The sequence below is a fragment of the Caballeronia sp. LZ035 genome (genome assembly GCF_031451175.1).
Lineage (GTDB): Bacteria > Pseudomonadota > Gammaproteobacteria > Burkholderiales > Burkholderiaceae > Caballeronia.
The window spans coordinates 1,650,845-1,672,124 of sequence record NZ_JARUXS010000004.1 but is presented as its reverse complement, the minus strand read 5'-3'; the positions used below and the strand labels follow the sequence as shown (position 1 = coordinate 1,672,124).

At 65.5% G+C, this 21,280-nt stretch carries 20 protein-coding genes; 9 read left to right on the top strand and 11 right to left on the bottom strand.

Annotated elements, in window-relative coordinates; all coding sequences use genetic code 11:
- Nucleotides 1-58: 58 nt before the first annotated feature.
- Together QCE88_RS38115 and QCE88_RS38110 are read right to left on the bottom strand one after the other, a co-directional pair.
- Nucleotides 59-1,036 (bottom strand): substrate-binding domain-containing protein, encoded by a 978-nt coding sequence (locus QCE88_RS38115; protein ID WP_309910890.1) that lies wholly within the window; start codon nt 1,034-1,036, stop codon nt 59-61.
- A gap of 74 nt (nt 1,037-1,110) precedes the next feature.
- Complete coding sequence (locus QCE88_RS38110; protein WP_309910889.1) at nt 1,111-2,514, bottom strand: FAD-binding oxidoreductase; 1,404 nt, start codon at nt 2,512-2,514, stop codon at nt 1,111-1,113.
- Between the two features lie 212 nt (nt 2,515-2,726).
- Between QCE88_RS38110 and QCE88_RS38105 the strand changes: the two genes are divergently transcribed.
- From QCE88_RS38105 to QCE88_RS38070, 8 genes are read left to right on the top strand one after another with little or no spacing between them, the layout of a single operon-like run.
- Nucleotides 2,727-3,368 (top strand): glucose-6-phosphate isomerase, encoded by a 642-nt coding sequence (locus tag QCE88_RS38105; RefSeq protein WP_309910886.1) that lies wholly within the window; start codon nt 2,727-2,729, stop codon nt 3,366-3,368.
- The gene (locus QCE88_RS38100) at nt 3,365-4,351 is read left to right on the top strand and encodes a shikimate dehydrogenase (protein WP_309910885.1); all 987 of its coding nucleotides are present in this window, start codon (nt 3,365-3,367) and stop codon (nt 4,349-4,351) included. Before QCE88_RS38105 ends, QCE88_RS38100 begins: the two co-directional genes overlap by 4 nt.
- 10 nt (nt 4,352-4,361) lie before the next feature.
- Nucleotides 4,362-5,159 (top strand): SDR family NAD(P)-dependent oxidoreductase, encoded by a 798-nt coding sequence (locus QCE88_RS38095; protein ID WP_309910884.1) that lies wholly within the window; start codon nt 4,362-4,364, stop codon nt 5,157-5,159.
- The gene (locus tag QCE88_RS38090; RefSeq protein WP_309910883.1) at nt 5,159-6,058 is read left to right on the top strand and encodes an MBL fold metallo-hydrolase; all 900 of its coding nucleotides are present in this window, start codon (nt 5,159-5,161) and stop codon (nt 6,056-6,058) included. Before QCE88_RS38095 ends, QCE88_RS38090 begins: the two co-directional genes overlap by 1 nt.
- Nucleotide 6,059: 1 nt before the next feature.
- Nucleotides 6,060-7,577: an FGGY family carbohydrate kinase gene (locus tag QCE88_RS38085; protein WP_309910882.1), complete on the top strand. Its 1,518-nt coding sequence runs from the start codon at nt 6,060-6,062 to the stop codon at nt 7,575-7,577.
- On the top strand, nt 7,574-8,251 hold the full coding sequence (locus QCE88_RS38080) for an HAD family phosphatase (protein ID WP_309910881.1): 678 nt from the start codon (nt 7,574-7,576) through the stop codon (nt 8,249-8,251). Before QCE88_RS38085 ends, QCE88_RS38080 begins: the two co-directional genes overlap by 4 nt.
- Nucleotides 8,244-9,350 carry a glycerol dehydrogenase gene (locus QCE88_RS38075; RefSeq protein WP_309910879.1) on the top strand — a complete coding sequence of 369 codons (1,107 nt, stop codon included), beginning with the start codon at nt 8,244-8,246 and terminating at the stop codon, nt 9,348-9,350. The genes QCE88_RS38080 and QCE88_RS38075 overlap by 8 nt, the downstream gene beginning before the upstream one ends.
- Before the next feature lie 14 nt (nt 9,351-9,364).
- Nucleotides 9,365-10,111, top strand: coding sequence for an SDR family oxidoreductase (locus QCE88_RS38070; RefSeq protein WP_309910877.1), 747 nt, complete (start codon nt 9,365-9,367; stop codon nt 10,109-10,111).
- Between the two features lie 7 nt (nt 10,112-10,118).
- On the opposite strand, the gene QCE88_RS38065 is transcribed toward QCE88_RS38070, so the two are convergent.
- Genes QCE88_RS38065 through QCE88_RS38055 form a run of 3 tightly spaced genes read right to left on the bottom strand, consistent with a single transcriptional unit; the run spans nt 10,119 to nt 14,428 of the window.
- The gene (locus tag QCE88_RS38065) at nt 10,119-11,585 is read right to left on the bottom strand and encodes an aldehyde dehydrogenase family protein (protein ID WP_309910876.1); all 1,467 of its coding nucleotides are present in this window, start codon (nt 11,583-11,585) and stop codon (nt 10,119-10,121) included.
- Nucleotides 11,586-11,615: 30 nt separating this feature from the next.
- A complete protein-coding gene (locus tag QCE88_RS38060; RefSeq protein ID WP_309910875.1) occupies nt 11,616-12,701 on the bottom strand; it encodes a mandelate racemase/muconate lactonizing enzyme family protein in 1,086 nt (361 codons plus the stop codon).
- A 44-nt stretch (nt 12,702-12,745) separates the two neighbouring features.
- Complete coding sequence (locus QCE88_RS38055) at nt 12,746-14,428, bottom strand: GMC family oxidoreductase N-terminal domain-containing protein (protein ID WP_309910873.1); 1,683 nt, start codon at nt 14,426-14,428, stop codon at nt 12,746-12,748.
- Between the two features lie 141 nt (nt 14,429-14,569).
- Between QCE88_RS38055 and QCE88_RS38050 the strand changes: the two genes are divergently transcribed.
- Nucleotides 14,570-15,619, top strand: a complete 1,050-nt coding sequence (locus tag QCE88_RS38050) for a LacI family DNA-binding transcriptional regulator (protein ID WP_309910871.1) — start codon at nt 14,570-14,572, stop codon at nt 15,617-15,619.
- On the opposite strand, the gene QCE88_RS38045 is transcribed toward QCE88_RS38050, so the two are convergent.
- From QCE88_RS38045 to QCE88_RS38020, 6 genes are all read right to left on the bottom strand, one after another.
- Nucleotides 15,614-16,543, bottom strand: a complete 930-nt coding sequence (locus QCE88_RS38045) for an FAD-binding protein (RefSeq protein WP_309910869.1) — start codon at nt 16,541-16,543, stop codon at nt 15,614-15,616. The two genes, QCE88_RS38050 and QCE88_RS38045, sit on opposite strands and share 6 nt — an antisense overlap.
- Nucleotides 16,544-17,293 carry an electron transfer flavoprotein subunit beta/FixA family protein gene (locus QCE88_RS38040; protein ID WP_309910867.1) on the bottom strand — a complete coding sequence of 250 codons (750 nt, stop codon included), beginning with the start codon at nt 17,291-17,293 and terminating at the stop codon, nt 16,544-16,546.
- 14 nt (nt 17,294-17,307) lie between these two features.
- A complete protein-coding gene (locus QCE88_RS38035) occupies nt 17,308-18,495 on the bottom strand; it encodes an FAD-binding oxidoreductase (RefSeq protein WP_309910865.1) in 1,188 nt (395 codons plus the stop codon).
- A 113-nt stretch (nt 18,496-18,608) separates the two neighbouring features.
- Entirely contained in the window at nt 18,609-19,394 is a 786-nt protein-coding gene (locus QCE88_RS38030; RefSeq protein WP_309910863.1) for an ABC transporter ATP-binding protein, read from the bottom strand.
- The gene (locus tag QCE88_RS38025) at nt 19,382-20,155 is read right to left on the bottom strand and encodes an ABC transporter permease (RefSeq protein WP_309838492.1); all 774 of its coding nucleotides are present in this window, start codon (nt 20,153-20,155) and stop codon (nt 19,382-19,384) included. Before QCE88_RS38025 ends, QCE88_RS38030 begins: the two co-directional genes overlap by 13 nt.
- A 10-nt stretch (nt 20,156-20,165) precedes the next feature.
- A complete protein-coding gene (locus QCE88_RS38020) occupies nt 20,166-21,191 on the bottom strand; it encodes an ABC transporter substrate-binding protein (protein ID WP_309910861.1) in 1,026 nt (341 codons plus the stop codon).
- Between the last annotated feature and the right edge of the window lie 89 nt (nt 21,192-21,280).

Here is a 21,280-nt window from a genome sequence, read left to right as displayed (position 1 = left end):
TCTCCACTCCAGCACGCCGCGCGCATGACGGCGCGCGCAGCGTGCGGTCGGTCCGGCTTTAGAAGATCGCCTTCGGGTTGTAGAACTTGTCGACGTTGTCCTTGCTGATGACGGCCGAAGGCGTATAGGAAATCTTCGGCACGCTCACGGCCTGACCTTGCGCCGCCTTCACGCCGATATCCACGGCCGTCCGCGCGACCAGCGCCGGGTCGTTGAGCGCGGTGGCGCCGTACTTGCCCTGCTTGATGAGCGCGAGCGCTTCCTTCTGGCCGTCGGCTGCCGCCACCAGCGTGATGCCCTGGCGGTTCGCGCTTTCGATCGCGCGACGCGCGCCGAGGACCATGCTGTCGTTCTCGCCGAGCACCATGTTGATGTCCTTGTTGGCGACCAGCAGGTCTTCCATCGCTTTCAGGCCGCCTTCGTCGGACCAGTTGCCCCAGCCTTGCCCGACCACCTGCACGTTGACCTTGCCGGTCTTCGCGAGCTGCGCTTCCATGATCCCTTCGAGCACGCCGTCGCGGCGTTCCTTGCCCACCGGGTTGCCCTTTTCGCCGGAGATGAGCGCGATCTTGAGCGGCTTGTCGCCCATCGTGTTGACGACCCACTGGCCGACCAGCGACCCGTTCTCGCGGTTCGACGACTGCACCAGCGTCAGATAGTTGGCCTTCGGGTCGAGCGTGCTGTCGATCACGACCACTTTCACGCCGGCCGCGGTCGCGGCGTTCACCGCGTTGACGAGGCCTTTCGGATCGGCGGGATCGATGATGAGCACCTTGATGCCGCGCGTCACGAGATCTTCCACGTCGGAAATCTGTTTCTGCATCTTGCCCTGCGCGTCGGCCACGATGACGTCCTGACCCAGTTCGGTCGCGCGTGCCTTGGCGGATTCCATCGCGGCGGCGAAGTAGGGCGCGTTGAGTACTTTCATCGAGATGCCGACCTTGATCTTGTCGGCGGCGAACGCGGACGACGACAGCGCAATGGCCGCAACCGCAAGTGCGATGGCGCCGGCTGCTTTCTTCATGACTCGGGACATGTCTCCTCCTTTATGAGCGCGAGCGCGCGGGTGTGATGCGAGTGATCGACTGCTGCTTTGTCGAGTGAAGCGGGTCAGGCCGGAAGCAGCTTTCCGGGATTCAGCAGGTTCAGCGGGTCCAGCGCGTGTTTCACCGCGCGCATCGCGGCGAGTTCGGCGGGCGTGCGAGACAGCGCGATCACGCCGAGCTTCTTGAGCCCGATGCCATGCTCCGCCGACACCGAGCCGCCAAACTCCGCCGTGACGCCATACACCACGGCCTGTACGCGCGGCGCGGTATCGGCGGGCCAGTCCGGTTCCTGCACGACGATATGCAGATTGCCGTCGCCGAGATGGCCGTAGATGAGGATCGTTGCGCGCGGCCACTGCTCGCGCAGCCTGGCTTCTGCATGACGCGCGGCCTCGCCGACATCGGCGATCGAAAAGCCCACGTCGAACGACACGCGCCCCGGGATCAGGCGTGGATACTCGCCGGGCGCGTCGCGGATTGCCCAGAACGCAGCGGCGTCCGCTTCGCTCGCGGCCAGCGCCGCGTCCGCGATCACGCCGTTTTCGAGCATGTCGCCGAGGAAGTCCTCGAAGGCTTCCGCCTGGCGTGCCGGGTCCGCGCCGCTGCTCTCCAGCAACACGTAATACGCATGCCGTTCTTCGAGCGGCGCGCGCAGTTCCGGGAGACGGTCGAGCACGAAGTCGTAATAGCCCGGCCACATCACTTCGAATGCCGAGACGCCTGCGGGCAGACGCGCCTGCGCGGCGTGCAGCAGCGCGGTCACGGCGTCGTAACTGCTCACGCCGCAGAATGCGGTCGAGACGGCGCGCGGCTTCGGACGCAGCCGCAACACCGCGCGCGTGATGACCGCGAGCGTGCCTTCGCTGCCGATCAACAGATTGCGCAGGTCGTAGCCAGTGTTGTTCTTGATCATCTTGCGCAGGCCGCCGACCACGGTGCCGTCCGCCAGCACCGCTTCGAGGTCGAGCACCTGTTCGCGCATCATTCCGTACTTGATGACGCGGTTGCCGCCCGCATTGGTCGCGAGATTGCCGCCGATGGTGGCGCTGCCGCGCGCACCGAGATCGAGCGGGAACATGAAGCCGGCCGCATCGGCGGCTTCCTGCACGGTTTGCAGCGGCGTGCCGGCCAGCACCGTCATCGCAGCACCCACGGCATCGATCTCTTCGATGCCGGTCATGCGCTCCAGACTCAGCGCGACTTCGCCGCCCAGCATGCATGCGCCGCCCGCGAGGCCCGTCAAGCCGCCTTGCGTGACTACCGCTTGCTGGTGCGCATGACAGATGCGCAGCGCGGTAGCCACTTGCTCGGTCGTGCGCGGCCGGATCAACGCGATCGGATCGGCGCTCGGCGTGCGACTCCAGTCGGCGTGCTTGCGGCCGGCGAAATCGGCGGGCAGCGTCACGATGCCGGTGCCGAGCGCCTCATGCAGCGCCACCACTGCCGCGGGCAAATCTGAGTCGTGCATGAATGTCTCCGGACGGGGGGCGTCGTTGCTGCCCTTGCGTCAGCCAGAATCGTTAGTTATGTGAACGTTGACAGATCGTATCACTAGCGTTTGCGTGCTGTGAAGCAGCAATTTATCGGGGAAAACCCGGTCATAAAACTCAAAAACTTATCTTTTAACTTTACTAAAAGTAACGTTAGAATCGGCGGGACATTGATCCTGGAGAGCGCCTCATGAGCTGGCCTGAACCCCGAGCATTCGACGTCGATCTGGAGACCGGCCTCATGGACGGCACGGATACGCGTTACCGGAAGCATCTGCGCGATCTCGACGGCCTCTATGCCGACGCCGCCGCCTTCGCTGCGCTCGCGGCCCAGCGCGGAGACGATGTGGTGTACGACGTGACCGACCATCGCCCGAGCGCGGCGCCCGGCGATCTCATTACCGGCGTGACACGCATGAGCCCGGGCAAGGTGGGCAACGAGTACTTCATGACGCGCGGACATATCCACGCGAACATCGACCGGCCGGAGCTGTACTTCGGCCTGAAGGGCACGGGGCTGATGCTGATGGAATCGCCCGATGGCGACACGCGCATCATCGAGATACGCGCGAACACGGTGTGCTATGTGCCGCCGCGCTGGATCCACCGTTCGGTGAATCTCGGCGGCGAGGACTTCGTGATGCTGTTCTGCTATCCCGCCGATTCGGGCCAGGACTACGCGATCATCGAGAAGTCGAATGGCATGAAACTGCGCGTCGTCGATGACGGCGCGGGCGGCTATCGCACCGAGCCCAACCCGGCGTATGTGGCGCGCAGTGGCGCGGACATCGACCAATTGATCGAGCGCGCGAGCGAAGGAGCCCCGCGATGAGCCAGGTTGCAACGACGACATACGAGCCGGCGCGCCGGCCGACCTTCTATTTCATTGGCGTGACCACGGCGCAGAGTTCGATCATGCGGGTGTTTCCCGCATGGGCGAAGCATCTGGGTTTGGGGGATGTCGAGATCAAAGGCATCGACTTCAAGCCGCATTCGAGCCCGGAAGCGTATCGGGAAGCGGTGCGCTTCCTGCGCGACGATCCGCTCTCGCTCGGCGCGCTGGTCACGACGCACAAGATCGACCTGTATGCGGCCTGCCGCGACCTGTTCGACGAGATCGACGACTACGCGCGCATCATGGGCGAGACGAGCTGTCTCTCGAAGCGCGACGGCAAGTTCATCTGCCACGCCAAGGATCCGATCACGTCAGGCTTCGCGCTCGATGGCTTCTTGCCACCGGGGCGTTTCGCGTCGACCGGCGCGGAAGTCTTCTCGATGGGCGCGGGCGGTTCGACCATCGCGCTGACCTGGCATCTGATGCAGCGTAGCCGTGGCGCGGACCGGCCGTCGAAGGTGATCGTGTCGAACCGATCGGCGGGGCGGCTGGAGGAAATCGAACGCATCCATCGCGAACTGGATCTCGGCGTGCCGTGCGAATACGTGACCGCGCCGCGTCCCGAGGACAATGACGCGGTGCTCGCGCGCTTGTCTCCCGGCGCCCTCGTCATCAATGCGACCGGGCTGGGCAAGGACGCGCCCGGTTCGCCGTTGACGGATGCGGCCGTGTTTCCCGAACGCGCCATCGCGTGGGACCTGAACTATCGCGGCGACCTGGTGTTTCTCGATCAGGCGCGCGCGCAGGAGCGCGAGCGGCGCTTGCAGGTGGAAGACGGCTGGACCTACTTCATTTATGGCTGGACACGCGTGATTGCGGAAGTGTTTCATCGGGAGATTGCGTCGAGCGGTCCGGCCTTCGATGAAATCTGCCGCATCGCCGCCGAGGCGGGCAAGCCTGCGCCGCGCACAACCTCGTAAAGCACTCGTCATGAAGGGGACGCTGAACATGTACATGGACAAATTCCGGCTCGACGGCAAGATCGCGGTCGTGACCGGCGCGGCGCGCGGCATCGGCTTCGCGATTGCGGAAGCGCTTGCCGAAGCGGGCGCGCGCGTCGTGCTGACGGACTTCGACGCGAAGGCGCTGGACGAAGCGCTCGCGAAACTGACGTCGTCGGGCGCGCAGGTGGAAGGCGAGTTGTTCGATGTCACCGATCCCACCGCCGCGCAACGCGTCAACGATGCGGTGGTCGCGCGTCACGGACGCGTGGACGTGCTCGTCAACAACGCGGGCATCGCGATCTCGAATCATCCCGCCGAAACCATGAGCGATGAAGTGTGGGATCGCGTGATCGACGTGAACCTGAACGGCGTGTTCCGCGCCTGCCGCGCGTTCGGCAAGAGCATGCTGGAGCACGGCGGCGGCAGCATCGTGAATGTCGGCTCGATGTCGGGCTTCATCGTCAACCGGCCGCAGGAACAGGCGAACTACAACGCGTCGAAGGCGGGCGTGCATCATCTGACGCGCTCGCTGGCTGCCGAATGGGGCGCGCGCGGCGTGCGCGTGAACGCGGTTGCGCCGACCTATATCGACACGGAAATGAACCAGTACGTGTACAAGAAAGAGAACGAGGAGATGTATCGCCACTGGGTGGGCGGCACGCCGATGAACCGCCTCGGACGTGTTGACGAGGTGGCCTCCGTGGCGCTGTTCCTCGCCAGCGATGCGGCGAGCCTGATGACGGGCGCCATCGTGCTCGCGGACGGCGGCTACGTGTGCTGGTGATGCACGCCGAATCCTTCGATACACCGCTCGCCAGGCGTCTCGCCGATGCGCGTCACGCGCCGCGCGCGGGTGAGGTCGTGCTGTACTGGCTGGGCCAGGCGGGCTTCGTCATCGAGACGCACGGAGCACGGTTGCTGATCGATCCGTATCTGTCGGACTCGCTCACGCAGAAGTATCGCGGCACACGTTTTCCGCATGAGCGCATGATGCCCGCGCCCATCGCGCCGCATGACTTCGACCGCCTCGATGCCGTGTTGTGTACGCATCGGCATACGGACCACATGGACCCCGGCACGCTGAAACCGCTGGCGGAACGCTTTCCGTCGCTGCGCTTCGTGGTGCCGGAAGCATCGCTCGATGAAGCGCTCAGGCGCACCGGCGCGGGTCGCGAGCGGCTGATTGCGGTCGATGCGGGACAGCGCGTGCGGCTCTTCGACGGTTGCATGGTTTCGCCGATTGCGTCCGCGCATGAAACGTTCGATACGGATGAAGCGGGGCGTCATCCGTGGCTCGGCTATGTGATCGACCTGCATGGCGTGCGTCTCTATCATTCGGGCGATTGCGTGCCGTATGCGCAGTTGCACGAGCACGTGCGGCAAGCCGCACCCGATGTCGCGCTGCTGCCGGTGAACGGCCGCGACGCCACGCGCAGCGGCAATGGCGTGCCGGGCAATTTCACGCTCGACGAAGCCGTGGAGCTCGCACGCGCTGCGCACATTCCCGAGTTGATCGCGCATCATCACGGTTTGTTCGATTTCAATACGCTCGCGCCTGAGGCAATCGACGCACGCATCGACATTGAACGTGAATACGGCGCACTGTCGGTACACCGCGCGCAGACCGGCTGCGCGTGGCGAATCGGACCTGCGGACCTTCGGCGCGCACGACTGGATGAATGACATGGAGAAGTTTTATCTCGCAATCGACGTGGGCACGGGCAGCGTGCGCGCCGCGCTCGTCGATTCGCACGGCGTGGTGCGGCACATCGCGGCGCATGAGCACGAGCAGATCGTGCCGCGCTATGGCTGGTCGGAGCAGCGTCCGGCGGACTGGTGGGCGGGCGCGGCGCGTTCCATCCGCCAGGCGCTCGACAGCGTGCCCGGCGCGGCCTCAAACGTCGTGGCGGTATGCGCGTGCGGGCAGATGCACGGCACGGTGCTGATCGACGCCGACGGACAGCTCACGCGCGACACCGCGCCGCTCTGGAACGACAAGCGCACTTTCGGTCATGTCGCGCAGTTTCGTGCGCGGCATGCTGCACAAAGCTATTTGCACAAGACCGCGAATCCCGCGACGCCTGCGTGGCCCGCTTTCAAGCTCCAATGGATCAAGGAGCATGATCCGGAGGCCTACGAACGCGCGGCCACGGTGTTCATGCCGAAGGACTATGTGAACTTCCGCCTGACCGGCGAGCGCGCCTGCGACTGGAGCGATGCATCGACGAGCTTCCTGATGGACCCGGTCACGCGCACGTGGTCCCGCGACATGCTCGACCTGCTCGGACTCGATGCGGCGAAGCTCGCGCCGATCCGCGCGCCGCTCGACCTGCTCGGCGCCGTGACTAGGGAAGCCGCGGCCGCGACCGGCCTGCGCGAAGGCACGCCGGTGCTGGTCGGCGGCGCGGACTATCCGGTGTCGGTGCTGGGCTCGGGTGTTTATGGCGGAGGCCAGGCGTCGGACATCACGGGCACGTCGTCGATCATCACCGTCATCGCCGATACGCCGATGCTGCATCCCGAAGTATCGAACCTCGTGACCTGCGACGGCTCATGGGGCCGCTTCATGCTGCTCGATTCCGGCGGCGATGCCATGCGCTGGGCGCGCCGTGCCTTCCACGAAAACGCGTTGTCTTACGAAAGCGTCGCGCAGAAGGCGGCGAGCGCGCCCGTGGGCGCCGAAGGGCTGTTCTTCCTGCCGTACCTGACCGGCGAGCGTCTCGGCGAGCACACCAACTCGCGCGCGCAGTTCTTCGGCATCACGGCGAAGCATGGACTGGCGCATCTGCATCGCGCGGTGCTGGAAGGCGTCGCGTTCGGCGTGCGGCGGCATATCGCGCTGCTTCAGCCGGACGGCGCGAAGATGGAACGGCTCGTGGCGGCGAGCGGCGGCGCGAAGGCGTCGCTTTGGCTGAACATCAAGGCGAGCATGTATCGCACGCCGATCCTGGTGCCCACGCAAGTGGAATGCGGCGTGACGGGCTGCGCGATTCTCGCCGCCACCGCGCACGGACAGTTCGCGCGTCTCGCGGATGCCGTCGACGCGTTCGTGAGCTTCGAGCAGGAAGTGCTCCCCGACGAGCGCGCCAGCGACACCTACGACCGCATGATGCCGATCTTCGAGCGCCTGTACGTGAACGCGCAGCAGTTCTACGACGACCTCGACCGGCTCGCCCTCGACTCTCAAGAACCCACACGATGATCAAAGCCATTCTCTGGGACATGGACGGCACTCTCGCCGAAAGCGAGGCGCTGCATCTGCACACCTTGATCGCGGTGCTGGCGGAACATGGCATCGAAGCGGGCGACGAAATGCATCCGCTGATCTTCGGCAAGACCGGGCGCGAAGTGCATGCGCTGTGCTGCGAGCGTTTCGGTTTGTCCACGCCGTTTGCCGCGTGGTCGGCGTTTCGCGCCCGCGCCTATCTCGACGGCGCGCCGCATCTCGTGCCGCGTCCGGGTGCGCTGGAGGTGTATCGCGCCGCGCAACGGGCGGGCATTGCGCAGGGCATCGTGTCGAATGCGTCGCGCATGCTGCTCGAAGCGAATCTGCGCGCGCTCGGTCTCGAAGCGCCGCAGCTCGTGACCGTGAGCGCCAACGACGTGCGCATGGGCAAGCCCAGCCCCGAGCCCTACGAGCGCGCCGCGTGGCTGATGCACGCATCGCCCGCTGAAGTGACCGTCGTCGAAGACAGTCCGACCGGCGCGCGTGCGGCCATCGCCGCGAACATGCGCGTGCTCGGCTGGCCGCCTGACGAAGCAGGCGCCGCGCTGTTTCCGCCGCAGGCTCAGATCGTGTTCACGCCGCACGAACTGGCGCGGGCGCTCGGCCTGACTGATTTCTCCCTCTCCGGACAGACGGACGATCATGCCTAGAACCAGTATCTTTCCGTCGCGCTACGTGCAGGGCGCGGGCGCGCTCGAGCAACTCGGCGCGGAACTCGCGCGGCTCGGCAAGCACGCGGCGTGTCTTGTGGACAGCAGCGTTGCCGCGTTGCTCGAGCCCGCGCTGGCGAAGACGGACGGCGTGCGCGTGCAGATGCGCAAGCAGGACGCCGCCTGCACCGAACGCGCCATCGCCGATGCCGCCGCGTGGGTCAGGCAATGCGGCGCGGATATCGTCGTGTCGTTCGGTGGCGGCAAGGTCGTGGATATCGGCCGCGCGGCGGCGGACGATCTGCGGCTGCCGTTTGTCTGTGTGCCGACCATCGCGGCGTCGGATGCGCCGTGTTCCGCGCTCGCCGTCATCTACGACGAGGAAGGGCGCGTGGTGCGCGACCGCTTCGTGCGGCGCAATCCCGATCTCGTGTTGCTCGACACCGCGTTGATCGTTGCGGCGCCGGTGCGCTTTTTCATCGCGGGGATCGGCGACGCCCTTGCGACCTTCTACGAAGCCGATGCCTGCCGGCGCTCCGGCGCGCGCAATCTGTGCGGCGGCGTGGGCACTGCGCTCGCCTTCGAGGCCGCGCGGCTGTGCCGCGATACGCTGTTCGCGCATGCCGTCGATGCCGTCGCCGATTGCAAACGCAAGACGGTGACGCCCGCGTTCGATGCGACGCTGGAGGCCACCGTGCTGCTGTCGGGAATTGGCTTCGAGTCGGGCGGCGTTGCGGCGGCGCATGCGATCCATCACGGACTGGCGCAGCTCGACAGCACGCATGGCGTCCTGCATGGCGAGAAAGTGGCGATCGGCACGCTGGCTTCGCTTTTCTTGTGGCCGTGCGCCGACAGCGAACGTCGCCGCGTGTTCGCGTTCTGCAAGGCGGTGGGTCTGCCGACGCGTCTCGCCGACATCCACGTGGACGCGACTGACCGCGCGGCGCTGCTGCGCGTCGCGGAGCGTGCGTGCCGCGCGGGCGAGATCATTCATAACGAGCCGTATCCGGTGCATCCCGGCATGGTTGTCGCCGCACTCGAAGCGATGGACCGTTATGCCGCGCTGATGGATCACGCCGAACCCGCTACCACCCTTTGAACGAGGACGACGACATGGAACAGGCATTTCGCGCAGGACTTTTCGAAGGCAGGACGGTGCTCGTTTCGGGCGCGACGAGCGGTATCGGCCTGGCGATTGCAAGCGGCTTCGCGGCGCTCTCGGCGCGGGTAATCGCCACGGGCAGTTCCGATGCAAAGCTCGCGGCTCTGCGCGCGGACCGGACGCTTGAGGGCATCCGTTTCGAGAAGCTCGACGTGCGCAGTCCCGGCGACATCGTGGACTTCGTCGCGCAACTGGATGAACTCGACGTGCTGGTGAATGCCGCAGGCGTCGCGCGTCCCGCCGACGAATACACGGACTCGGTGTTCCAGGAAGTGCTCGACGTGAACTTGAGCGCGGCGATGCGTCTTTCAATGGCGGCGCGCGACCGGCTCGAGGCCCGGCGCGGCGCGATCATCAACATCGCCTCGATGCTGAGCTTCATGGCCGACGCCGACGTGCCCGCGTATTGCGCGAGCAAGTCGGGCATCGTCGGGCTGACGCGCGCGCTGGCGCATGCGTTCGGACCGGCGGGCGTGCGCGTCAATGCGGTGGCGCCGGGCTACCATCGCACGGACATGACGAAGCCGCTGTGGCAAGACCCGGCGAAGGCGGACAAGATCGCGGCGCGCAGCGCGCTCAAACGCTGGGGTGAGGCCGAGGATCTGGTGGGCGCGACGACGTTTCTCGCGTCGCCGGCCGCTGCATTCATCACGGGCACCACCTTGCCCGTGGACGGCGGTTATCTGACGGGCGCGTGAGGCGCGTTCAGCCGAAGCGGTTGTACATGGTCTTCTTGCGCATGAAGCCTTCGATGCCATGCCGGCCGTCCTCGCCACCGAGCCCGCTGTTCTTGTAGCCCGTGTGAAAGCCGTGCACGCTTTCGCCGCCGGGCCGGTTGATGTAAATCTCGCCGAAGTTGAGTTCGCCGATGCAGCGCATGATGCGCGCGTTGCTCTGCGTGAAGACATAGGCGGAGAGGCCGTAGTCGGACTCGTTCGCGTACTTCAGTGCTTCGTCGAAGTCGGAGATTTTCAGGGCGGCGACCATCGGGCCGAAGGTCTCGTCCTTCATGATGCGCAGGTCGTTGCTGGGCACCGAGAAGATGGTCGGCAGGAACCAGTTGCCGCGCGCATCGAGACCGGCTGGGCCTTCGTGCTTCAACAGCGGCGTGGCACCCTGTTCGGCAGCCGTGGCGGCGATGCGTTCGAGCTTCTCCACTTCGCCCTTGCTGATGCGCGGGCCGATCTGCACGTCGGTCATCGGATCGCCGACGCGCAGCGCGCCCACCGCGCTCAGGAACTTCTCCATGAACGTGTCGTAGACGCGCTCGTGAATGTACATGCGGTCATTCGACGTACACACCGAGCCGCCCGCGAAGAACTTCGACGCCATCGCGGCGGTCACGGCCGCGTCGATGTCGGCATCGTCCATCACGATGAACGGCGCCTTGCCGCCCAGTTCGAGCCGCAAGGGTTTCAGTTGCGGCGCGGCGGCCGCATAGATCTCGCCGCCCGCGCGTACGCTGCCGGTGAGCGACACCAGATCCGTGTGCGCATGCGTGACCAGATGCGCGCCGACTTCGCGCCCTGCGCCCAGCACGACATTCAGCACGCCCTTCGGAAGTCCCGCGCGCGCGCCGAGCTCGGCGAGATAGAGCGAACTCAACGGCGTGAACTCGTGCGGCTTGAGCACGATGGTGTTGCCTGCCACCAGCGCCGGGCCGACCTTGCGCGCGAACAGCGCGGCCGGGAAGTTCCATGCGGTCATCGCGGCGACCACACCGAACGGCACGCGCTGAATCCAGACCTGTTCGCGCGGGGCATCGCCGGGAAGGATTTCGCCTTCTATCCAGCGCGCGCTTTCGGCGGCATGGCGCAGCAGCAGGCTCGTGAAGCCCACTTCGATCTTCGCTTCCGCAAGCGGCTTGCCCTGCTCGGACACGAGCAGTTCGGCGAGCGTGTCGCCGTGTTCGTCGATGAGCGCGGCGAAGCGCTGCAACAGACCTGCACGCGCAATGGCCGATTGCGCGGCCCACGCCGGGAAGGCGGCACGCGCGGCGGCGACGGCACGCTCAGCATCGCCCGGCGAACCCTTGCAGACCGTCGCGACGACGGACTCGTTCTTCGGGTTATGGACCTCGATCGTTTCCGTGGAATCCGAGGCGGTCCAGGCGCCATTGATAAACACGCTGTTGAGCGGAATGCCCAGTCGTTCCAGTGCGGCGAAGCTCATTGTCCTGTCTCCTGATGGGCCGAGCCTGCTTCAAGCAGGCAACGCGGCCAGTTTCTGCCAGTCGAATTCGATGCCATGCCCATGCCGTTCCGGCGCGATGGCAAAGCCTTCGTTGATCTTCAACGGCTCGGCGATGTAATGCTCGATGCCGAAGCCATGCGCTTCCAGATAGGAGCGATTCGGCGCGGCGGCGAGCAGGTGAACGGTCACGTCGTGCGCGCCGTGCGAAGTGACCGGAAGGTTGTGCGCCTCGGCGAGATGCGCGATTTTCATGAACGGCGTGACGCCGCCGCAATTGGTCACGTCGGGTTCGGGGAAGCTGATCTTGCCTTGCTCGATCATCTGCCTGAATTCCCAGATCGTTCGCATGTTCTCGCCGGTGGCGATGGGCAGGCCGCCTTCGGTCGCGATGCGCGCATGACCGGCGACATCGTCGGGGATGATCGGCTCTTCCAGCCACACCAGATTGAACGGCGTGAGTGCGCGCGCCGCGCGGATGGCTTCGTCGACGGACCATTTCATGTTGGCGTCGGCCATCAGCGGGAAGCCTTCGCCCAGCAACTCGCGCATGGCGGCCACGCGCGCGACGTCTTCGGCGAGAATCTTGCGTCCCACCTTCATCTTGATCGCGCGATAGCCCTTGTCGAGAAAGGTCTCCGCCTGCTTCAGCAACTGCTCCAGCGGGAAGTCGAGATCCACGCCGCCCGCATAGACCGGCACCTTCGGATCGAAGCCGCCGAGCATGCGCCAGAGCGGCAGCTTCGCGCGCTTGGCCTTCAGGTCCCAGATCGCCATGTCGAACGCCGATTGCGCCAGCACGCTCGGACCGCCACGGCCGCCGTAATGCAGCGCCCACCAGACCGATTGCCAAAGCGCTTCGGCAAGATCGGCGTCGTGTCCGCGCGCCAGTTCCGCGATCTCCAGCCCTACCGCCTGCACCGCGCGCCCGTTGCGGCCCACCGTGTAGGTATAGCCGACGCCTTCCGCGCCGTCCGCATCGCGCACGCGGATCGTGACCAGTTCGAAGTTCGGTATCAGACCGTGCGTGCTGTCGGAGAGCGGCACGGGCAGGGGAACGCGGAAGTAATCGCTCTGGACTTCACGGATGATCGCCATGGGCTAGCCTCGGGTTGAATGAAAGTCTGCGTGTCCGCGCTGCTTCAATACGCGGCATCAACGGCCTGTCCAGCGTTCGAGCGCGACCGGTCGCCCTCCAGGATGAACGCGGCGCAGCGCGTGCCCAGCATCATCGCGGGCGCATTGGTGTTGCCTGCATTGATGTCGGGCACCGCGGACATGTCGCAAACGCGCAGGCCGATCACGCCGCGCACGCGCAGGCGCGCGTCGAGCACGGCCAGCGGATCGCGGTCCGCGCCCATCCGGCATGTGCCCGCCGGGTGATAGTTGGTCTTGACGAAGCGCTTGCAGTGCTGCCGCAGGCTGTCGTCGTCCTCGCGCTCGGGCATCGCGATGCGCGTCAGCCGTTGTGCGAGCGGTTCGGTCCTGAAGGCATCGAGAAAGAAGCGCTGTCCAGCGATCATGCGGCGCATGTCGTCGTCGTCTTTCAGCAGATGAGGCGACACGAGCGGCATCGCGGAAGGATCGGCCGAACGCAGCTTCACGTAGCCGCGTGACTTCGGCTTGACGAGCACCGTTGTGATCGTGAAACCATACGTGTCCTGCAACGCGCCATGCGCCTGGCGGTCGAGATAGACGATGGGAATGGCGAAGGCCTGGATGGTCGGTTCGGCATCGCGGTCCAGTGGATTGACGAACGCGCCTGCCTCGAAGCCGGCTGTCAGGATCGGGCCGGTGCCGAACAGGCGGAATTGCAGGCCGTTCTTGAGCATGCGCCAGCCTTCGCCCTGCTTGTAATAGCCGTGCCTGCCGCGAGCGATGGCCGTCATCGGCACTTCGGGATGGTCGATCAGGTTCGCGCCCACGCCCGGCAGGTCCGCACGGCACGCAATGCCGTGCTCCGCGAGATGCCTGGCCGCGCCGAGACCCGAGAGCATCAACAGCTTCGGCGTTACCAGCGCGCCCGCGCCGACGATCACCTCGCCACGCGCATGAACGATGTGCTCGACGCCGCTCTGTCGGTAGGCCACGCCCGTCGCCACGCCGTTCTCGATGATCACGCGGGACACGTCCGCATTGAGCCTGACTGTCAGACGGCTGTCCTGCGCCAGCGGTTCGATGAACGCATAGGCGGCGCTGCTTCTGCGCCCGTTGCGATTGGTGAACTGGTAGTAGCCGACGCCGCGCTGCGACGGGCCGTTGAAATCCGGATTGAACGGCTCGCCCAAGGCCTGCACGGTCTGCACGAACCAGCGCGAGAAGACGTCCACGTGACCGGGATCGGACACCAGCACGGGGCCGTCCACGCCATGGCGGTCGTTGTTGAAGCGCTCGTTGCCTTCGATGGCGCGAAAGTGCGGCAACACCGCGTTCCAGCTCCAGTCAGCGGCATCGGCATTGTCGCGCAGCACGGCGTCCCACGCGTCGTAGTCCGCCGGCCGGCCGCGCATGTACACCTGCGCATTCACCGACGATCCGCCGCCCAGCACGTTGCCCTGCGGAATTTCGTGCGCGCGGCCGTCGAGATGCGGCTGGGGCACGGTCGTGTGATACCGCATGTACTTGCTGCCGTGAATGAGCTTGAAGATGCCGGGCGGCATGTCGAGCAGCGGGTGATGATGCGAATGCCCGGCTTCGAGCAACAGCACGCGATAGCCGCCTTTCGTCACGAGATGCGCCGCCGTGACGCAACCCGAAGCGCCGCCGCCCACTACGATGTAGTCGAATTCCTCGCGCGCCACGCCGGTCTCCGTTTTTCGTTCCACGTGCGCATCCCGTCATTCGGGATCGCACGCGAACGGTCATAAAACGTTTTATGATGTGCCGAGCATAAAACGTTTTATGATCGGCCTGCAACCGCGGCGAACGATCTGCGGGGTAAACCACAAGGATGGGAAGCAGACTACGTGAGCACATCGAAAGCGCGCTCGGGCGCGCGTTATCGTCCCACCATACTCGACGTGGCCGCAGCGTGCGGCATGTCGCCCGCCACGGTTTCGAACGTGCTGGCGGGCAAGCGGCACATCGCGCAGGAGACGCGGGCGCTCGTGCTCGCGAAGGTGAGCGAACTCGGTTACGTGGCGTCGGCGACCGCGCGCGCGCTACGGATGAACCGCACGTGGTCGGTGGGCGTGGTGGTCGGCGACATCGCGAATCCGTTCACGCCGGAAGTGCTGCATGGCATAGAAGACGCGCTGTGGGAACGGCATCACAACCTGATCCTGTGCAGCACCGGCTCGCAATCCGACCGCAAGGTGGCGTATCTGCGCAACCTCATCGACAAACACGTGGACGGCCTGATCCTCGTTGCGCAGAAACTGACGGCGCGCGAAGCGGAGGAACTGGATCTCGCGCGGCTTCCGCCCATCGTGATGATCAACCGGAAGAGCGATGCAGTCAGCGGCGACCTGGTTGCCATCGACAGCCGGGGGGGGATGCGCGCGCTGATGGCACATCTTCTGTCGCTGGGGCATCGGCGCATTGCCTTCGTGAAAGGCCTGCGGGATTCGAGTTCGGCCGCCGAACGCTATCGTGCCTATCGCGCGGCGATGACCGGGGCGAAGCTCGTGATCGATCCCGCGCTGGTCGTACCGGGCGATTACACGATCGAGGCCGGCACGCATGCGGGCGCGTTGCTGGCCGCCATGCGGCAACCGCCGACGGCCATTGTCGCCGCCAACGACCTGATGGCGATCGGCGTACTCGGTGCGTTGCGCGACAAGGGCGTGTCCGTGCCCGGCGATATCTCGGTGGCCGGCTTCGACGACATCTTCCTGGCGAGTCATCCGCTGATCGGCCTGACCACGGTCGCGCAGCCGAAGTACAACACGGGCGCCATTGCGGCGCGCGCGTTGCTCGAACGGATCGAACAGGGGCGTGATCTGGCGCCGCGTTTCATCGGTCTCGATGCGGAACTCAAGGTGCGCGGCAGCACGGCTACCGCGCGTGGGTCATAACGCTTGCGTGAGTTGCGGAACGGCCTCGAACAGATCGCCGACGAGTCCATAGTCCGCGATGCTGAAAATGGGCGCCTCGCCATCCTTGTTGACCGCGACGATGACCTTCGAGTCCTTCATGCCGGCCAGATGCTGGATGGCGCCCGAGATGCCGACCGCCACATACAACTGCGGCGCGACGATCTTGCCCGTCTGCCCGACTTGCCAGTCATTGGGCGCGAAGCCCGAATCCACGGCCGCGCGCGACGCGCCCACGGCCGCGCCGAGTTTTTGCGCGAGCGGGTCGAGAATGGCGAAGTTGTCCGCGCTGCCGAGTCCGCGTCCGCCCGACACGACGATGCGCGCCGAGGTCAGTTCGGGCCGCTCGCTCACGGCGATCTCGCGGCGCACGAAGCGGGCGCGTCCATTCGCGGCCATCGCTTCGCGCGTGTCGATTTGCGCCGTGCCGCCTGATGCGTCGGCGGCATCGAACGCGGTGGTGCGGATCGTCGCGACCTTGATCGCATCGCCGCACTGCACGGTGGCGATGGCGTTGCCCGCGTAGATCGGGCGATCGAAGGTATCGGCGTCATGGATGGCGATGACATCCGAGATCTGCGACGCATCGAGCTTCGCCGCCACACGCGGTGCGACGTTCTTGCCCGCTGCCGTCGCCGGGAAGAACAGATGCGTGTACGACGGCGCCAGCATCAGCACCTGCGCGGCAAGCGGTTCGGCGAGGCCGTCCGCGAGTTGCGGCGCGTCGATCAGGATCACGCGCTCGACGCCTTCAATGGCGCTGGCCGCTTCCGCGGCGCCGCGTGCATCGTGACCCGCGACCAGCACATGCACGCCGTTCTGCAACTGCTGCGCGGCGCTCACCGCGTTGAGCGTCGCCGCCTTGATGCGCGCGCCTTCGTGTTCGGCAATGACGAGAGTGGTCATTCAGATTACCTTCGCTTCGTTGCGGAGTTTGTCGATGAGCGCGGCCACGTCGGTCACGCGCACGCCTGCCTGGCGCGCGGGCGGTTCCTTCACGGTGAGCGTCTTCAGGCGCGGCGAAGGATCGACGCCGAGTTCCGCCGGGCTCAGCGTATCGACCGGCTTCTTCTTCGCCTTCATGATGTTGGGCAGCGTCACGTAGCGCGGCTCGTTCAGACGCAGGTCCGTGGTGACGATGGCCGGCAACGTGAGCTCGATCACTTCGAGACCGCCGTCCACTTCACGCGTGACCGTGGCCGTGTCCGTACCGATCTCGATGTGGCTGGCAAACGTGGCTTGCGGCCAGTCGAGCAGCGCGGCGAGCAACTGGCCGGTCTGGCCCGCATCGTCGTCGATGGCCTGCTTGCCGAGAATCACCAGCTGCGCCTGTTCACGCTCGACCGCGGACTTCAGCAGCTTCGCGACGGCCAGCGGCTGCAATTCCGCATCGGTGTGGATATGCACGCCGCGATCCGCCCCGATGGCCAGCGCCGTGCGCAGCGTTTCCGCACTCTGCGCCGGGCCGCAGGTCACCGCGATCACTTCGCTGGCATGACCGGCTTCCTTCAGCCGCACGGCGGCTTCCACGGCGATTTCGTCGAACGGGTTCATCGACATCTTCACGTTGCTCGTCTCGACACCGCTGTGATCCGCCTTCACGCGGACGTTCACGTTGTAATCGACGACACGCTTCACTGCTGCCATGACTTTCATGTCGGGGCCTTTCTTCAGGAAACCGCGCCGACGCCGTACTTGCCGGTCAGCAAGGCGCCAGTCGCAAAACGTTCGATGGAATACGGCGCGAGCGAAACCTCGGTCGGCATGCCGAGCGCGGCTTGCGCGAGCACCAGGCCGACAGTCGGCGAGAGCTTGAAGCCGTGACCGGAGAAGCCATAGCCGATCACCAGCCCTTCGATGCCGGGCAAGCCGCCGAGGACGGGGTTCCAGTCGGGCGTGACGTCGTACACGCCGGTCCACGACGAGGCGATGCCCGCCGCCTCATAGGCCGGAAAGCGCTCGGCAACCTGCGCGCCGACTTCGACGACATAGTCCATCGGAATGTCGCCTTGTTCGGTGTCGGCGTGGTCGAGCTTTTCGCCGGCGGTGCCTTCGCTCACCAGCATCTGATTGCCGCCGTAGCTGCGGTAATAGAGCATGCCCGGCGACGCGAGGTCCTTGAACACCGGCATCTGGTACGTGTAGGCCGCGCCTGCGCACTCCAGCGCGAGCACCGCGTGACGTTCGGGCGAGACCGGCAACGCCTGGCCGGTCCAGCCAGCGAGTTCCGGCGTCCAGATGTTCTGCGTGCTGACGACCATCGAGGCGGCGAAATCGCCCGCGCTGGTCGAGACGCCGCGCACCTTGCCGTTTTCTATCAGCAAGCGGTTCACCGTAACGTTCTCGCGGATCGTCACGCCGCCGCGCCGCGCGGCGCGCGCAAAACTCGTCGCGGTCAGATAGGCATCGGCGAAACCGGCTTCGGGTTCGAAGCCGATCAGCGCGGCATCGTCGAAGCGGGCGATCGGCATGAGTTCGTGCGCCTGCTGCGCGCTCAGCAATTCGAGCGGAATGCCCTGTTGCTGCTGCTGTTCGAGCGAGGCGCGCAAGGGCTCGACCTTGTCGCCCTCGGCCGCGACGATCATGTAGCCGCTCTTCACGAGGCCGCACGACGCTTCGTCGTCGCCGAGATACGTCGCGAAGTCGTTGAACACGGCCCACGACTTGCGCGCGAGCTGGACGTTTTCCTTCACCGAATAATGCGTGCGCAGGATGCCAGACGATTGCGAGGTCGTGCCAGCGCCAATGGTCGCGCGGTCCAGCACGAGCACATTCTTCGCGCCGAGCTTTTGCAGGTGGAACGCGACCGACGTGCCGATCACGCCGGCCCCGATCACCACCACGTCATAAGTATTCACGGTTGCGCTTCCTTTGCGATGCGGATGATGGATGCAGTGTGCCGCGCCGCCTCTGCCGCGCGGCGTTCATAAGGAACAACGATGCTAAGCAGAAGCGCGGGCACGCCACGGTGTCAGATGGTGCCTTCCAGCCCCTTCATGACTTCGGCCTGAACGGTTTCCCAGATCGACTTCTTCATCTCGAGATACGCGGGCGAGAGCTGCACTTCGGCGGAGCGCGGCATCGGCAGGTCGTTGCGGATGTCCTGCACGATGCGCCCCGGCTTCGCGCCCATCACGATCATGCGGGTGGAGAGCATCAGCGCTTCGTCGATCGAATGCGTAATGAAAACGATGGTCTTGCCGCTTTTTTCATACAGCGTAAGCAGCTGTTCCTGAAGCACCTGGCGGGTCATCGCGTCGAGTGCGGCGAAGGGTTCGTCGAGCAGCATCACATCGGGGTCGTTGGCGAGCACGCGCGCAATCGACACGCGCTGCTTCATGCCGCCCGAGAGCCTGCCGGGATAACTGTCCTCGAAGCCCTTGAGGCCCACCGCCTCGATATGACGGCGCGCGGCCTCGCGCCGCTCCGCCTTGCTGACGCCGCGCATCTTGAGACCGAACGCCACGTTCTCGCTGACCGTCTTCCACGGAAACAGCGCGTATTGCTGGAACACCATGCCGCAGGCCGGCTCGATGTCCTTCACCACCTTGTCGTTGACGAGCACGCGGCCGTGCGTGGGCTGCTCGAAGCCGGAGATCATGTTGAGCATCGTCGACTTGCCGCAACCCGACGCACCCAGCAGCACGACGAATTCACCGCGGGCGATATCGAGGTCGACTTCCTTCAGCACTTGCAACGTGCCATAGCTTTTCGCGACGCCTTCGAGGCGGATCATCGGCGCATTCATCGTTGCCATGACAGCACCCCGCGTTCGATAAGGCGAAACACGGCATCGGTAATCAGCACCGTGATGCTGATGAGCACCATGCCGAGCACGACCGTGTCGGTCTGGAAGAACTCGCGTCCGTTCATGATCATGAAGCCAAGGCCTTGTTGCGCGGCGACGAGTTCAGCGGAGATCACGCAGGTCCACGAGAGGCCGAGAATCACCTTCATGCCGGACAGGATCTGCGGAATGCAGCCGGGCAGGATCACTTCGACCATGACCTGCCAGCGGTTCGCGCCGAGATTGCGCGCCGCGCGAATGAAGATCGGGTCGATACTGCGCGTCGCGTCGATCACATACAGCAGCGCGGGCGCGAACGAGCCCATGAAGACGATGCTGTACTTCTGCGTCTCGGTGATGCCGAACCACAGCAGCGACAGCGGGATCCAGCTCATCGAGGGAAGCGGGCGCAGGAACGACAGCAGCGGATCGAACACGGCGCGCGCCACGCGCGACGTGCCGAGCATGATGCCGAGCGGAATCGACACCAGCGCGGCCGCAAGGAAGCCGACCATCACACGGCGCGTCGACGCGAGCACGTGGTCGAGCAGCGCATGCTGGTTCCACATGCGGATGCCGCGCGCCAGCACTTGCGACGGCGCAGGCAGGAACACGGCGTCGACCAATCCCGCGCGGCAGATGAGTTCCCACAGCAGCAGGAAGCCGATCAACGAGCATGCGCTGACGACGAAGAGACCGCCGCCGTCACGCCATCTACGATTGGAGGCCATCCGCGCGCGCTCAGAGATAAGTGGCGTTGATCCAGTCCGCCACATTCGGCGACTGATCGATCTGTTTCAAATCGACGAGCATGTCCGAGAGCTTCTGTACGCCGTCCACGAACGGGCCCGGCTTGCCGCCATTGCCCACGAAGAGCGCCTTTTGCTGCGCGTGCGAATACCACTGGGTCTGCTTGAGGACCGCCATCTGCTCGTCCTGGGACAGGCTGGTGAGCGTCATCAGGATCGGCGCGACTTTCTCGGGCTGTTGCGTCATCAGGTCGTTGGCTTGCGCGATGCCTTGCAGGAAAGCCTTGGGCACTTCCGGATGCGCGCTCGCGAAGGCCGTGCGGACCAGCAGCACGTCCGGTCCCGGCGTCAGCTGGAACTGCTTGTAGAGCGAGAAGGACGAGTCGTCGAGCAGCAGCTTCGTGTCGGGCAGGGCGCGGATGCGGTCGAAGGTCGGCGTCCATGCGGCGGCGGCGTCGATCTGGTTGCCGCGATAGGCGGTCAGCAGTTCGGTGGCCGGCAGATTGATGATGCTGACGTCCTTGCTCGGGTCCATGTTGGCCTGGCGCAGCACGTCGAGCAGCAGCACATGCGAACTCGACGCATACGTGACGCCGATCTTCTTGCCCTTGAGGTCCGCGAGCGACTTCACGTTTGCATGCACCAGCAGGCCTTCGGACTTGCCGAAGTTGTTGGGCGTGGTGATGAGCTGGAACTGCTTCGCGCCGTTGGCCATCAGCGCGAGCGCCGAGACGACGCCCGTGCCCGCGATATCGAGGTTGCCCGACATCACCGCGCCCATGCGCGCGGACGACGTGGAGAAAGACTGCCAGCGACAGTCGATGCCGAGCTTCGTGAAGATGTCGGTCTTCATCGCGACATAGGCCGCGTAATGCCCGAGCCACGCCGAGCCGCCGTAGTTGACGGGAACGGCCGCCGCGCGCGCCAGCGGCGCGAAGCCCGCCGAGATGCCCGCCGTGGCCGCGGCGGCGCCGATCCAGGAAGCCTGCTTCAGAAATGTACGGCGATTGCTTGTCATCGTTATGTTCCGTCTGAATGAGAGGTTTGAACCGGCGGCGTGCCCGGAGTGGTCTGGTTCGCCATCGATGGTAGTGGCGAACGCGTTGT

Bases quoted from the DNA above. Each gene is read 5' to 3' on its own strand.
- QCE88_RS38115 (WP_309910890.1), bottom strand. From the start codon at position 1,036: ATGTCCCGAGTCATGAAGAAAGCAGCCGGCGCCATCGCACTTGCGGTT.
- QCE88_RS38110 (WP_309910889.1), bottom strand. From the start codon at position 2,514: ATGCACGACTCAGATTTGCCCGCGGCAGTGGTGGCGCTGCATGAGGCG.
- QCE88_RS38105 (WP_309910886.1), top strand. From the start codon at position 2,727: ATGAGCTGGCCTGAACCCCGAGCATTCGACGTCGATCTGGAGACCGGC.
- QCE88_RS38100 (WP_309910885.1), top strand. From the start codon at position 3,365: ATGAGCCAGGTTGCAACGACGACATACGAGCCGGCGCGCCGGCCGACC.
- QCE88_RS38095 (WP_309910884.1), top strand. From the start codon at position 4,362: ATGAAGGGGACGCTGAACATGTACATGGACAAATTCCGGCTCGACGGC.
- QCE88_RS38090 (WP_309910883.1), top strand. From the start codon at position 5,159: ATGCACGCCGAATCCTTCGATACACCGCTCGCCAGGCGTCTCGCCGAT.
- QCE88_RS38085 (WP_309910882.1), top strand. From the start codon at position 6,060: ATGGAGAAGTTTTATCTCGCAATCGACGTGGGCACGGGCAGCGTGCGC.
- QCE88_RS38080 (WP_309910881.1), top strand. From the start codon at position 7,574: ATGATCAAAGCCATTCTCTGGGACATGGACGGCACTCTCGCCGAAAGC.
- QCE88_RS38075 (WP_309910879.1), top strand. From the start codon at position 8,244: ATGCCTAGAACCAGTATCTTTCCGTCGCGCTACGTGCAGGGCGCGGGC.
- QCE88_RS38070 (WP_309910877.1), top strand. From the start codon at position 9,365: ATGGAACAGGCATTTCGCGCAGGACTTTTCGAAGGCAGGACGGTGCTC.
- QCE88_RS38065 (WP_309910876.1), bottom strand. From the start codon at position 11,585: ATGAGCTTCGCCGCACTGGAACGACTGGGCATTCCGCTCAACAGCGTG.
- QCE88_RS38060 (WP_309910875.1), bottom strand. From the start codon at position 12,701: ATGGCGATCATCCGTGAAGTCCAGAGCGATTACTTCCGCGTTCCCCTG.
- QCE88_RS38045 (WP_309910869.1), bottom strand. From the start codon at position 16,543: ATGACCACTCTCGTCATTGCCGAACACGAAGGCGCGCGCATCAAGGCG.
- QCE88_RS38040 (WP_309910867.1), bottom strand. From the start codon at position 17,293: ATGAAAGTCATGGCAGCAGTGAAGCGTGTCGTCGATTACAACGTGAAC.
- QCE88_RS38030 (WP_309910863.1), bottom strand. From the start codon at position 19,394: ATGGCAACGATGAATGCGCCGATGATCCGCCTCGAAGGCGTCGCGAAA.
- QCE88_RS38025 (WP_309838492.1), bottom strand. From the start codon at position 20,155: ATGGCCTCCAATCGTAGATGGCGTGACGGCGGCGGTCTCTTCGTCGTC.
- QCE88_RS38020 (WP_309910861.1), bottom strand. From the start codon at position 21,191: ATGACAAGCAATCGCCGTACATTTCTGAAGCAGGCTTCCTGGATCGGC.